Origin of the sequence: Acidithiobacillus ferridurans (genome assembly GCF_003966655.1) — a bacterium.
GTDB lineage: Bacteria > Pseudomonadota > Gammaproteobacteria > Acidithiobacillales > Acidithiobacillaceae > Acidithiobacillus > Acidithiobacillus ferridurans.
In genome coordinates this window covers 2,589,840-2,602,166 of sequence record NZ_AP018795.1, presented here as the reverse complement: position 1 = coordinate 2,602,166, position 12,327 = coordinate 2,589,840, and the positions used below count along the sequence as shown (strand labels likewise).

The 12,327-nt window shown below is 46.2% G+C and carries 14 protein-coding genes; 12 read left to right on the top strand and 2 right to left on the bottom strand.

Going from position 1 to position 12,327, the window contains the following annotated elements; all coding sequences use genetic code 11:
- Together gmtZ and gmtX are read left to right on the top strand one after the other, a co-directional pair.
- Positions 1–2,997, top strand: coding sequence for a gamma-mobile-trio integrase GmtZ (gene gmtZ, locus AFERRID_RS13395; protein WP_172959374.1), 2,997 nt, complete (start codon positions 1–3; stop codon positions 2,995–2,997).
- Entirely contained in the window at positions 2,990–3,673 is a 684-nt protein-coding gene (gmtX, locus tag AFERRID_RS13390; RefSeq protein ID WP_126605342.1) for a gamma-mobile-trio protein GmtX, read from the top strand. Before gmtZ ends, gmtX begins: the two co-directional genes overlap by 8 nt.
- A 182-nt stretch (positions 3,674–3,855) precedes the next feature.
- Here gmtX and AFERRID_RS13385 read toward each other — a convergent pair whose 3' ends face one another.
- Positions 3,856–4,209 (bottom strand): winged helix-turn-helix transcriptional regulator, encoded by a 354-nt coding sequence (locus AFERRID_RS13385; RefSeq protein ID WP_126605341.1) that lies wholly within the window; start codon positions 4,207–4,209, stop codon positions 3,856–3,858.
- Positions 4,210–4,553: 344 nt separating this feature from the next.
- Between AFERRID_RS13385 and AFERRID_RS13380 the strand changes: the two genes are divergently transcribed.
- Entirely contained in the window at positions 4,554–4,973 is a 420-nt protein-coding gene (locus AFERRID_RS13380) for a hypothetical protein (protein WP_126605340.1), read from the top strand.
- Positions 4,974–5,101: 128 nt separating this feature from the next.
- On the opposite strand, the gene AFERRID_RS13375 is transcribed toward AFERRID_RS13380, so the two are convergent.
- Positions 5,102–5,479 carry a DsrE family protein gene (locus tag AFERRID_RS13375; protein WP_172959373.1) on the bottom strand — a complete coding sequence of 126 codons (378 nt, stop codon included), beginning with the start codon at positions 5,477–5,479 and terminating at the stop codon, positions 5,102–5,104.
- 331 nt (positions 5,480–5,810) lie between these two features.
- Here AFERRID_RS13375 and gstA point away from each other — a divergent pair, with 331 nt between their 5' ends.
- The 9 genes from gstA (at position 5,811) to AFERRID_RS13335 (ending at position 12,053) form a co-directional block, all read left to right on the top strand.
- On the top strand, positions 5,811–6,428 hold the full coding sequence (gstA, locus tag AFERRID_RS13370) for a glutathione transferase GstA (protein ID WP_126605339.1): 618 nt from the start codon (positions 5,811–5,813) through the stop codon (positions 6,426–6,428).
- A 24-nt stretch (positions 6,429–6,452) separates the two neighbouring features.
- A complete protein-coding gene (locus AFERRID_RS13365) occupies positions 6,453–6,686 on the top strand; it encodes a hypothetical protein (protein ID WP_126605338.1) in 234 nt (77 codons plus the stop codon).
- On the top strand, positions 6,683–6,805 hold the full coding sequence (locus tag AFERRID_RS16040) for a hypothetical protein (RefSeq protein WP_264318087.1): 123 nt from the start codon (positions 6,683–6,685) through the stop codon (positions 6,803–6,805). The genes AFERRID_RS13365 and AFERRID_RS16040 overlap by 4 nt, the downstream gene beginning before the upstream one ends.
- On the top strand, positions 6,798–7,361 hold the full coding sequence (locus AFERRID_RS15785; protein ID WP_126605337.1) for an OsmC family protein: 564 nt from the start codon (positions 6,798–6,800) through the stop codon (positions 7,359–7,361). The genes AFERRID_RS16040 and AFERRID_RS15785 overlap by 8 nt, the downstream gene beginning before the upstream one ends.
- Before the next feature lie 309 nt (positions 7,362–7,670).
- A complete protein-coding gene (locus tag AFERRID_RS13355) occupies positions 7,671–8,210 on the top strand; it encodes a carboxymuconolactone decarboxylase family protein (protein WP_126605336.1) in 540 nt (179 codons plus the stop codon).
- Positions 8,211–8,289: 79 nt separating this feature from the next.
- A complete protein-coding gene (gene gorA, locus AFERRID_RS13350; protein ID WP_126605335.1) occupies positions 8,290–9,639 on the top strand; it encodes a glutathione-disulfide reductase in 1,350 nt (449 codons plus the stop codon).
- Positions 9,640–9,672: 33 nt separating this feature from the next.
- Positions 9,673–10,578 carry a DMT family transporter gene (locus tag AFERRID_RS13345; protein ID WP_126605334.1) on the top strand — a complete coding sequence of 302 codons (906 nt, stop codon included), beginning with the start codon at positions 9,673–9,675 and terminating at the stop codon, positions 10,576–10,578.
- Between the two features lie 98 nt (positions 10,579–10,676).
- Positions 10,677–11,174 (top strand): hypothetical protein, encoded by a 498-nt coding sequence (locus AFERRID_RS13340; protein ID WP_126605333.1) that lies wholly within the window; start codon positions 10,677–10,679, stop codon positions 11,172–11,174.
- A 315-nt stretch (positions 11,175–11,489) separates the two neighbouring features.
- Positions 11,490–12,053, top strand: coding sequence for an acyloxyacyl hydrolase (locus tag AFERRID_RS13335; RefSeq protein ID WP_232027575.1), 564 nt, complete (start codon positions 11,490–11,492; stop codon positions 12,051–12,053).
- Positions 12,054–12,327 lie beyond the last annotated feature (274 nt).

Genomic DNA, 12,327 nt, shown 5'->3' with positions numbered 1-12,327 from the left:
ATGGCAAAGAGAATTAACGAAGAATTACGTCAGAAGGCCATCAAGCTGGTTAACAGTGGGTATACAAAACGGGGTGTAGCAGAAAAACTTGGGATCGGCACTACAACTGTCTGCCGAATAACTAAACATATAGGTAAAACCACTAAATACTACCCGAAAAGTTTAACACAGGATGTGTTACAGAAAATAAAAAATGGACAAACAGCAGCCTCAGTAAGTCGAGAGATGGGTATTGAGAAGTCATTAATCAGTGCTTGGCAGAAGAAGGATATAGGACATAGTCGTTCTTATGAAAAAATCTCTGAAGAAATTAAGGAAGAAATCATAGGACTCATTGAAAGTGGGATTAAGTACACGGCAGTAGGTAGACAGTTAAATCTAAAACCAAAAACCGTTTGGTCCGTGTTTAAGGCTGCTGAATCTGCGGGTAAAGCGCTGAAACCATCATTTCCCAATAAGCGTGTAGATTTTGAGCTGACTTGGGTGATCCGGGAGTATCAACAATTTATCCGGTGGCAAAAACTTGGCGTTGAATGGCTTAAGGGTGAGCAAAGAGGCATTGGGTTAAGGATGGCCGCATTAACTGTATTTTTTTCCAATTATTTACAGAAGAAAGGACTTCCTTATGAACCAGAAGCCATATTAAGACATGACAGTATAGTACCGGAATTCTTTTCTACTGCTTGCCCACAATCAGGTGGTGGGGTGGCTTACAACAATCGGATACATGACTTTATTGATTGGGTACTACTACAATATTATAGCTACAGAGATGACAATGGAAAACCCATAATTTTACCAGCATTTCGTAATCCAGTGCGGAGAATCACTACCAACGGATTCCCTATCCATTATGAAACTGTCAATACTCCATTACCATACGGATATATCGTTGATTTAAAGAAGCTGCTCGCCCAAGGTCCATCCTTTAAGGATTGGACTTGGGCACAAAACGCACTTGGAGCAAAAAGAATCGGCGAGCCCGATAAACGTATGTCCAATGACTGGTTCTCTACAACAGAAGATCAAATCGACAAAGATGATCCTGATTGTGTGTGGCGTATTCGCAGGTCAATTGATCACAACGTAAAACCAATCTTGGAAATGTGGAGCCCTGTCAGGTGGGTTGCACTGCTGATAAAGCTTCAATTGCCACCACGGACATTTCAGGTTCGCATGCTGGATTCAGGTGAAGCAGACACATGGCGATATGTTGCTGGAGCGTGGATTGAAAACACCACCCCATTGGCTATGGGCACCAAACGTAACCCTGTAAGGCAGGGAGTATTACGTCGAACGGAACCGATTGGTCAGGAAGAACTGCTAACAACGCTGTATATCAATACCAACAAAACTGCGGATATTCTTAAGTCCGGCGTACAGAAAGGTTACGAATTTCCTTGGCCAACCATTGGAGACCTCCAAGACCAACCTCATTATTGGCTAGAAAAAATACGAAACTGGCAGGAAAAATACAATCCAATTATACACCCAACGTCTTGGCGTAGCCTTCCTCAAAAATGTATTGGAGAACCCAAGAGCGATATGCAGTTGGCATCTTATCCGGATACTTATTTCATATTCCGTTCTGCCGAACGAAAAAAGTATGGTGAAGCCCATCTTCCGATAACCGATGGCATAATGAGGGTTGCATGGGCGAAGCTACTGCAAGAAATGCAGAACAGGTTATCTAGACATGGGACTACCCATCCAGATGGGTCACCGATTGTATTGGTTACTAAACCGGGAAGCTCACCTCTAGCCTTGTTTCCGCTGCATAGTCTGCGCGTATCTCTTATCACGGCACTAGCGATAGATGGTAGTTTACCATTCCATCTTCTCGTGAAGTTGGTGGGGCATAGTCGACTGATTATGACCATTTACTATACAAAACCGGGATTTAAGTACATGCAGGACGCATTGATAGATGCCGTGTCGCGTGTTGACGCTTTGAAGGAAGAAAGCATTGTTTCATTCCTTGCCAATGAAAAACATGAAATTCTTACGACGCGAGCTATCTGGAATAGCACCGAGACCCTTATAACCCTTGTTCCGGAGCATCCAGCCAACCGCAATCCGGCCGGCTGGATGCTTATGCACCATGGCTTGTGTCTCGTTGGAGGGAATACATCGGAAGTCGATTCATCGTCAAACAGGGGTGGATTTAGGGTTGGTGGATGTTATAACGGAGGCATTGCCTTCAATCCTGATGCCGACCAGCGGACCCACAATCCAGTACCAGGTGGGATAAGAAATTGCATCCGGTGCCGATGGTTTGTTACCGAACCGCATTATATACCAGCACTCGCGGCGCACTTGGGCAACATTTGCTACCAATTCGATGAGGTCAGGAATGGTGCCATAAAACAAGATGCCATATTGCATGATATCAAAAGGAAAAAGGCAGATGTTGAAAATTCTGGTGAAGTTTTTACTAGAACACAGGAATTGCGTACGGCAGAGCGAATCTGGGAATCTACGTTGCAGCGGTTTAATAGTCTTGCGGAGGATATGGCAGCCTGTTGGCAGATTATTCAGCGATGTAATGCCCTGCCTGTCAACAATGACAACAATAAGACATCGCTCATCGCTGCGGGTTCGGCAATGGATGTGCAGATTGCGTTTGAGGAAGTGGATTCTGAACTCTTGCAACTTTCTGACGTCTGCCAGAACGTAGAAATCTACCCGGATTTGGATCCGGGCAAGGCCGTTTTCAGGCGCAGCCAACTGCTTGACGCGGCATTGGCACGCGACCATTTGCCGCCGTTCTTCCTACAACTTAATGAAGCAGATCAACTCAAAGCGGGGAATGCATTCATGCGGCGCCTGTCTGCTAAAACTAACACGAACCCGCTCCTTGGGATGCGCAAAGTGTGCAGTCTCATGGATGCCGGTGAGAGCCTTGCCCAGTTTATAGGTATCGACATCCAACATTTACTCACCGATACCCTACAGTCGTTGCCTGCACCTCTACAATTCGGCTACGAAAATGCATAAAACAGACATCCACCCTGACGAAGTTCTTGAAGCGTTGTTGGCCAAAGGTCCACGCTCGAACAAGGCCGCCACCTTGAAATCGCTTCAAGAGATATGCCGGAATCAATACCAGCACCAGACACAGTCCGCATCCCTGCTTAACTTTGGATTATCGTCAATAGGTCGCATTTGCGAGGCCCGCGGCCTTTTCAAAGCACGAGTGCTGTACAACGCCGCATCCAAGGATTACGTCACTCTAATAACGGCTTGGGCGGCGTTTTCAGGAACGATGTCTGTGAAGGCTCCAAAGGAGCCCAAGAAATTATCCAGTCACCAATATCTCATGCGCATCGAGGATCCTGCGATACGTTCATTGATGCAGTCCACAATAGCCGAGCGTGATGATCTTCTTGCCAAAGTAAATCTGCTAAAGTCGCGAATGCAGATAACAATAGACCAACGGCCGCTCGGTGCTACGATTGTAACACACTCGCCTCCCGTAGCCATTTTGGAAGCCAAGGCCCAACTGACAGAAAGCGAGCGTGAGTCTCTCGAACAGGCAATCTCGAAGGAGTTCCTTGACCAGGAAGAATGGAGGGAAGGCTCACATGGAGAGATCACGAACCGAACCGGTCGAACACTGTATGACGTGGGATATGTGACTGCCATCCGTAAGATACTTGGAATGACATCCTAACGCGCAAGGGAAACTCTGGCTTTCTGATTTCTAAGGAGTGAGAGATCAAGTGTGATCCTCATTCCAACGGCCGGTCCAGACTGAAAGCAGCCATTGGGAAGAAACTAAACCTAGAGGCAATCCGGCGGACTTTCGTTCTGACAATCAACTGAAATATGGCAATGACAACTTGCGTACAACGCCTACAACGGAGTCGTCATGAGAGCCGCAGCACTATATCTGTCAATCATCTGCTGTTGCACACCCCATTCATGCATTGCCAGCAATACCGGCCACAAGCTTTCACCTAAAGGGGTAAGAGAGTATTCAACCTTAGGTGGGATCTCAGCGTAAACCAATCTACTGATAATGCAGTGTTTCTCCATCTCACGCAGCTGTTGAGTAAGCATTTTCTGGGTAATACCTGGGATTCCACGATGAAGCTGTGAAAACCGCCTGGTTCCTTTAAATAGTTCCTGTAAAATGAGCACCTTCCAACGTCCACCAATGGCTTTCAATGTTATATCAACAGCACACGGCTCATTTTCGATTTCCATAGGTCCCTCTCGCGGTTGTGCATCACTGTACAAACGTTACCAGAAAGTAACTAACTATATTTTAGATCGTAGATATGAAATTGGTGTCTACTTCACATAAAGCATAATAGGGTTCATTATCCTTGTGGTCAACCAAAAGCCATTTACGTCAAATTTGCACAAAGTTGAATGAGCATGCAATGCATGCTGCCGTAAGACCAAAGGTGGTTTATGGATAAAAAGTGACGCTTCTGGTGAAATGATGGGAAAAATACGCATAAACATCGCAGCAAGTGCCGATTAAGTATGGATCACCAACAGTTGAAGTAGGTTAGGTGGTATTTTATCCTCACAGGAGGCTTTACATGTTTATGATTGATTACAAAGAACTTGCATGGCAATATTGGTTTATAACTGCATGTTTTCTTACTGCGGGTATAGCAGGATACAAGATGGGCTTTTATCTGGCTATTGGGCTTACCATTATACAGACCATCCACTTTGCCATTCGAAAGAAAAGTATTATAGCTTTTCCTGTTCAGGTAAGGTTCAGCTATCTTATACTTCTGCTGATAGCGCTACCGCAGCCTATGCAATTTATATACTGGATACCTACTATTGGAACCTGGGCACAGGAAATATTCGGATATTGCGCAATGGCTCGATTAGTATCTCTCTTCCCATGGAATAGAGAGAAACGATTGTCATTAAATACGATTACAAAAACATTCTTTTCAAAACCTACACACGGGAGCGTGGCGCAAAAAAAACGCCAAACAAACTGAAGCCAGAGTAAGTGCTGAATATTGTTTCTTGTGATGAAATACATTGTTTAATCACTGATTACCCCTTGTGCAACCAGTGATTAAATTTAAGGTTAATGGTTGCAGTTTAGAATGGAGAGATCTATCTGTTACCAAGTAAAAACACGTCCAGCAGCACCCAATGCGGGCAATGCGGCACTAGGCGTTAAAAGAGGCAGATCCTTTGCCAAGTCTCCAGTCGTCATACCATTGAGCTCAAGGGACTGGAGGCAGCCGATGATTCGCACCCCATTGTCTTCGGCCAACTTCATAAAGTCAGCAACACTTTTCCCGCCCGTCATTGGAAAGATAGTCTCGGCTTTACCTTTAGCCAATAATTCTGTTGCAGGTCCTGTAAAGTACATGATCACATCCTGCTCAGATGCCGCTGCCGTCGCTGCAAGAAAAAAGGCGGACGGCAAACGTTTGGGATTTTCCGGTCCAGTGATGAGGATGATAACGAGATCTGCGGGTTTCATTGTGGACATAAGTGCAACCTCCTGATTATAGAGTTCGATTCAAAAAAATAGCTGATCTGGTATGGCTTGTCAAATTATTTTAGGCAGTTGATAGGCAAAACTAATCTGCTACTTTGTTCTAAAATAATCAGCCATCGCCATTAAGTATTAAACCTTACTTACAATAAAGTTACTTACTGAGAAATAAGTGTGTATATAACAAAAAAGTGTATACTATACAGGCTATCTTGTAGAGAGTATTAATATTACATCGCTGCTTCAGTAGCACGGCGCAGGTTGATGGTGTAGCTGAGCTTTTGGGTTGTCCTATGTTACTCGTTTCTTCAGGAGATAGTTTACCATGAAATTGTATTATAGCCCCGGCGCTTGTTCCCTTTCTCCACATATCATTCTCCATGAAGGGGGATTCAGTTTTAATACGGAAAAGGTGGATTTCGCCACCAAGAAAACAGCAATCGGCACCGACTATCTAAGCGTTAATCCCAACGGCTACGTCCCCGCATTAGTACTCGATAATGGTTATATTCTGACCGAAGGGCCTGCCATTATCCAGTACCTGGCTGATCAGGTGCCTGAGAAAAAGCTTGCACCGCCCGCTGGAACCATTGAACGTTACCAACTCATGCAATGGCTTAATTTTATTTCTACGGAGCTACATAAGGGTTTTTCACCATTATTCAATACCCATGCGCCTGCGGAATGGAAAACAATAGTTGCGGCCCAACTCGAACGCCGCCTGAACACAGTCAGCCATCAGTTAGAAGGCAAAATTTGGTTGATGGGTCCCGAGTTCACTGTTGCTGATGCTTATCTTTTTACCGTGTTGAACTGGGGTAAGCATGTGGGCATTGAAATAGACCGCTGGCCGGTGCTGAAGGGGTATCAGGGACGAGTATTTGAACGTCCGGCTGTACGGGCTGCTATGGATACAGAAGGTCTTCTCCAGCCTGCCTCATAATTCCGATCAGAGGAGATGTCATACATGAATCAAGAAAGCACTGCTAGTGATCCACTGTGTACTTCATGCGTTTATTTTCCGCCTAATCTTCCTGAGGGTAAGTATCCTTCTGAAGACTGGCTAGAGTTACAAAAAAAACAATGCTCATTTGACTTTATTCCTGGTACCAATGAATGTCAGGCAACACGAAAAACCAGCTGTAGTCTGGTTGATTTACGTGACAAAATGGGACTGGGCTCTGGTGGAGGCAGGCCGTGAGCAAAAAAGAACTTGCATTTGCACGTGGATGGAGTTTGCATACCTTTGCTAGATGGCTTTTAACGCAAAAAAAGTTTTGCGTTTTTAATCATTGCATAGAGGAGATGAAAAATGGTTAATAACACAGCACTTAATGGCGTAGATATTAATCAACTGGGAAAAACTGTACAGGCAGTAAAAGACAATACAGCGCTAGCCAAGTGTCAATTTAGAACTACTACGCAATGGATATCTGGAGCACATGCGCAGACGCATGTTCAGGGTTTTTATGGATTAGGACAGGAAGACCACTCCAGAAGTACGCCATTTATCATAGAAAGTGATGAGCCGAAAGCTCTGATGGGAACGAACAAGGGAGCGAATCCCGTAGAACTCCTTTTAACTGGGCTGGCCGCTTGTATAACCGTGGGATTGGTCTATAACGCTGCCGCACGTGGAATATCCTTGGATGAACTGAAGATAGAAATCAGTGGAGAGATCGACTTGCAAGGCTTTATGGGTCTTTCTGAATCGGTTCGACCGGGATTTAACGACATTTCTGTGTACTGTCACCTAAAAAGTGCGTCTCCTGATAGCGACCTCTTGGATCTGATCGAATATGTCAAAAGGGTATCACCGGTACATAATACAATCAGTCAGCCGACGCCCGTAGAGGTAATCTTTCAGCGACTCTGATATGACCTTGTGAAGTGCTCGTTTCTGGTTGTTCACAGCGGATTTATGGTACTACGATCTTTTGGCTAAGGTGCGCCAGGATGAGTAATGTTGCTCCTGGCATGAAGGAGCAACATTTTCGAGATGTCCAGTATTAATCTTGCACCGCGAAATGCATTACAACCCGACACAAGTTTCACCTTCAAAAACTGCGCCGTGGCTATCATACTATTGTATTATCAGAGTGTCATAAAATTGACATCGTTCGAGATGGTTTTACCGCACTCTGGCTTGTTGTTTGTTTTAGTGTAATTAAATAGGAGGTGTTATATGGCTTTGTTAAAAACGGTGCTTCCATCTGAAGCAGAAGGGAAAATTGCCAATTGTTATCAGCAGATCGAGGATGCTATAGGATATGTCCCAGAGGCATTTCATCTATTCAGTGTAAGCCCAGAATTATTCGAGGGCCAGATGGCCACTATGGCCTATATGGCATCCCATCCTACGCTCAACCCAACATTCATATCCATGCTGCGTTATTTGGTATCCGGTAGAAATAGAAATACCTTTTGTATCGGTTTTAATGAAGCAGCGTTGGTCAATGCGGGTATCAATCAGGAAGATCTACGTCAATCTCTGATCCATCCTGAGATGATCCCTCTCCCGGAACATGAAAAAACTTTGATGCTTTTTATTCTCCGGGCGATTGATGATCCAGAGAACATCAGTGAAAAGGATATTGCGGCGCTTCACAAGGCAGGATGGACGGACCGCGATATCTACGATGCCTTGGCTGCAGGTGCGCGTCATGCGGCTACAGATGTGCTGTTTAATGCATTCAAGGTTTCTTCATCCCTTAAAAAGGACTGATCATCTGAACCTTTTCCGGATAGGCTGACCTGCCTGGTCAGCAATGCGCTGTTGAGGACAATTTGAGAGAGGCGACTCGATGGATTACAATTATGACCTGCTCGTCATTGGTGGTGGAAGCGGTGGCATTGCCACGGCAAATCGAGCCGCACTTCATGGTGCAAAGGTTGCGCTTGTGGAAAAAGGCAGAATAGGCGGAACCTGCGTCAATGTTGGATGCGTGCCAAAAAAGATTTTGTGGTATGCAGCAGGATTTGCAGAGCATTTACAAAGGGCTCGTGATCAAGCCTTTAATATTCATGATTCTACTTTTGATTGGGCTGCCCTTAAGACCGCCCGTGACGCCTTTGTCAGTCATCTCAATGCGCGTTATAGCACGGGCCTTGCTGACAATGGGGTGACGCTTATCCACGGGTATGCCCGCTTTGTGGACGCCCGTCAGATTGATGTGGATGGCCATATGATCCGCGCGGACAAAATCGTCATTGCCACCGGTGGCCGCCCGATGTGGCCTGCCATCCCAGGAGCAGAGCTAGGTATCAGTTCTGACGATTTTTTTGCGCTGGAGACCCAGCCCCGCCGGATTGCCGTAGTAGGCGGAGGCTACATAGCGGTGGAGTTGGCTGGCCTGCTGCGCCATCTCGGCAGCGAGGTCACCCTTCTGCTACGACGAGACCATTTTCTGGATAGTTTTGACGTCATGCTCCGGGAAATACTCATGAAAGAAATGATCGCCTCTGGTGTTGATATTCTCACCCGCCAAAAGGTAGCCAGCCTGCACCGAGACGGACAGTCGCTTACCCTCACCCTGGAGGGTGGGCAGAAGATCAACGGTTTCGATACCGTACTTTGGTCTATCGGACGGAGGCCAAACACGGACAACCTAGGGCTAGAGCGTGCTGATGTCGTCAGAGATCAGCACGGCCACATCATCACAGATGCATACCAAACCAGCAATCAATCTCATATTTTTGCTATTGGTGACATCACCGATGGCCCAGCTCTTACCCCCGTAGCCATTGCGGCCGGTCGGCGACTGGCGGATCGCCTCTTTGGAGGCATGGCTGACCGGCATCTCTCGTATGACAATATTCCCACAGTGGTTTTCAGTCATCCACCCATTGGAACGATCGGCCTTACTGAAATGGAGGCTCGGGATATCCATGGGGATAATGCGGTCAAGGTCTATAGCACTCGTTTCCGATCTATGGCGTATGCTTTTGCCGAAAATCCCGTACAAACGGGCATGAAACTCGTCACCGTCGGTGCTGAGGAGAAGATTGTCGGACTTCATATCATCGGTGATGGCGCCGAAGAGATGCTTCAAGGCTTTGCCGTTGCTGTAAAGATGGGTGCTTGTAAAAGCCATTTCGATGACACCGTGGCTATTCACCCAACCAGCGCGGAAGAACTGGTCACGATGCGTTAGAGTCAGCATTTAGCCAAATTCTCTGGGGTAAAGGTGTTCAAGGAAAATCATGATATGTCACGTGTGCGCATAATCTTACTGACTCTGATAGTGCTCTTTGGTATGGCTGGAAATAGTCTGCTGGCAAGAGCCGCCTTGGGAGGACATTTAATTGGACCGCTTCCATTTACTACAATTCGCCTGACGAGCGGAGCGGTGATCTTGATCGTGCTGATGGCGGTGACCAAGACAAGGCCGAAATTGCATCATTTGCTGATGCCGTTCATGTTGTTTTTCTATGCATTGGCATTTGCATACGGATATGAGCAGCTTGGGGCAGCTACTGGAACCCTTTTTTTATTTTTTGCCATTCAGGCGACCATGCTGGCATGGGAGATTCGAGGTGGCCACCGGTTGTCCAAACTGCAATGGACTGGCAGCGGGATAACCCTGATAGGGTTATGGGTGTTGGTGGGTGGCATATCACATGTTCCTAAGCTTTTGGGGATAGGATTGATGTTAGGAGCGGGTGCCGCATGGGCGGGATATTCGATACTGGGCAAAAGTTCTGTGGATGATTTGGCCACTACAACTGCTAATTTTACATATTCCGGGCTGGCGGCTATTATCCTCCTGGCGATCTATGCAGTGATAGAACATTGGCATCATGAAGTCATCCATATAAGCATTGAAGGTGTCTATTACTCTATGCTTATTGGTGCCATAACCTCAGCGTTAATTTATGTGCTTTGGTATATCTTAATAAAGGAGCTAACTGGAGTCACAAGTGCCGTCATACAAATGCTGGTCCCCGTGATTGTCGTTATCAGCGCGGTTCCGTTGCTGGGCGAACAAATAACTATACGGCTAATTTTGGCCGGAGCTACGATGCTTTCTGGCATACTTCTGGTAACATTGTCAAAAAGTATTAGAAAATCTGTTAGTGATACATGCTCGTGAAGTTGAATGCATGAGTAAATGTAGACTGTTGTACCATTTGTTGTTGTTAGTCACTGTCGACTATTTCATGAAGTAGTTTTTCGGAGGATAATGCTGTGATGAAACCATATAGACTAGTTTCTTATGTTGGCGCTGCTCTGCTGCTGATTGGTGCAGTACCAGCTTATGCTGCATCAAGGGTGCAGACATCCCCCATGAGCGCTGTAAAATTAAAGCAAGAGGTGAAATACTTCGGGGAGCACTCGTTCGATTTCTTTTCTATTTTTAAGCGGTATCATCCCGGACCATACTGGATTCTACACCATGCTAAACAGCTACATTTGACGGTTGCACAGATTCAACAGGAGAAGCCTCTGCATGTGAGTATGGCAAAAAGCACATTTGCTGATAATAGTGCGTTGCGCAAAGCCTACAAACAGTACGCATTAGACGCGTCTGTTGTGCAGCCCTCGTTGTTAAAGATAAAAAGAGACATTGATGCGATTGGAAAGGCACAAACCAGATTAGCATGGGAAATGGTGCCGTACCACCTTAAAGCTTATTCACTACTCAACTCGACACAGAAAGTGCTGTACAGAAAATTAGCAGCTCAATAGTTTTCTGCTTAAACAGAGCTGGTGGGACAGTAACACCTCGGTGGCGGTGTTCGTTGTGTGGTCTATCTGGAAGAGGCCCTGCAATGCCTCCTTCGAGGCCTTTATGCGCGCGCTTCATGCGCATGGTGTACGGATTAGTATGGATGGCATGGCTAGGGGACTTGGACAACATGTTTGTGGAGTGGAGAGGCCCTGGCGCACCGTGAAGTACGAGGACGTCTATATGAAGGACTATGACAAAGCGTCGGAACTGACTAAAATATTATCATTTCTTGCACACGCTATGTAAAAGAAGAGATTGATTAAGGAAAGCATGTGTTACGTAAAAAAACACGGTTAGCCGTTCTAGGCATTGGTGCGCTCATGCTTATGGTTGCTGGACAAGCATGGGCAATGGGTGAAGGCTTGCATGTGATTCAGGGCGGCCCCGCGTATTTTAATGTCGGCGTCGGAGCCTTTAACGCTGCTGGAGTGGTTCCGGGTCCTGGGCATCGCGGTAACGCGACGTTGCCGGAGATTGATCTAGAATACCAGACAGCCGCCAAGCTGTTCGGTGTCGGTGCACTTTATGGAATTGTTGCCAATACTGATGGTGGATTCATGGGATATACCGGATTTTACTCGGATATTGCATGGAGCCATTGGGTGTTGACACCAGCTCTCGCTATGGGCGGATATCATCAGGGCCGAGGTAAATACCTGGATGGTACTTTCCAGTTCCGATTGGAGTTGAGTCTAGACTATCAGTTTGCTAATAAGTCGCGTTTCGGACTGAAAATTGCCCACATCTCTAATGCCTACACGAAACAGGAAGATCCAGGAGAGGATGAGATTATGCTAAATTATTCCATGCCCTTGTCGTTCGGCAAAAAAACATGAAAACCCTTGGACGTTGGTAAGCCAGCTTGCCGCTCAGTATTATCACAACAGTTTCGGAAATTGACTAGGTGGCAACATTTAATCGCGACACTCTGCTGCGAGCAGCACGACCGGTCGATTATACTGAGTAGTTGTCCAATGACCGGTTACGCTGCTAATAGCCCATTAGAACTACCTACCATAAGGCTGCTAGGATATATGGATTGCCGGCCAGACGAACAGTATGTTTTCAAGACGCAGGCCTTGCTGTAGAGGCTTTTTGATCACTGCGGCC

What these genes read in the sequence shown, in the direction of transcription:
- gmtX (WP_126605342.1), top strand. Translation starts at nt 2,990, where the DNA reads ATGCATAAAACAGACATCCACCCTGACGAAGTTCTTGAAGCGTTGTTG.
- AFERRID_RS13340 (WP_126605333.1), top strand. Translation starts at nt 10,677, where the DNA reads ATGAAACCATATAGACTAGTTTCTTATGTTGGCGCTGCTCTGCTGCTG.
- AFERRID_RS13380 (WP_126605340.1), top strand. Translation starts at nt 4,554, where the DNA reads ATGTTTATGATTGATTACAAAGAACTTGCATGGCAATATTGGTTTATA.
- gmtZ (WP_172959374.1), top strand. Translation starts at nt 1, where the DNA reads ATGGCAAAGAGAATTAACGAAGAATTACGTCAGAAGGCCATCAAGCTG.
- AFERRID_RS13385 (WP_126605341.1), bottom strand. Translation starts at nt 4,209, where the DNA reads ATGGAAATCGAAAATGAGCCGTGTGCTGTTGATATAACATTGAAAGCC.
- AFERRID_RS13355 (WP_126605336.1), top strand. Translation starts at nt 7,671, where the DNA reads ATGGCTTTGTTAAAAACGGTGCTTCCATCTGAAGCAGAAGGGAAAATT.
- gorA (WP_126605335.1), top strand. Translation starts at nt 8,290, where the DNA reads ATGGATTACAATTATGACCTGCTCGTCATTGGTGGTGGAAGCGGTGGC.
- AFERRID_RS13365 (WP_126605338.1), top strand. Translation starts at nt 6,453, where the DNA reads ATGAATCAAGAAAGCACTGCTAGTGATCCACTGTGTACTTCATGCGTT.
- AFERRID_RS15785 (WP_126605337.1), top strand. Translation starts at nt 6,798, where the DNA reads ATGGTTAATAACACAGCACTTAATGGCGTAGATATTAATCAACTGGGA.
- AFERRID_RS13375 (WP_172959373.1), bottom strand. Translation starts at nt 5,479, where the DNA reads ATGTCCACAATGAAACCCGCAGATCTCGTTATCATCCTCATCACTGGA.
- gstA (WP_126605339.1), top strand. Translation starts at nt 5,811, where the DNA reads ATGAAATTGTATTATAGCCCCGGCGCTTGTTCCCTTTCTCCACATATC.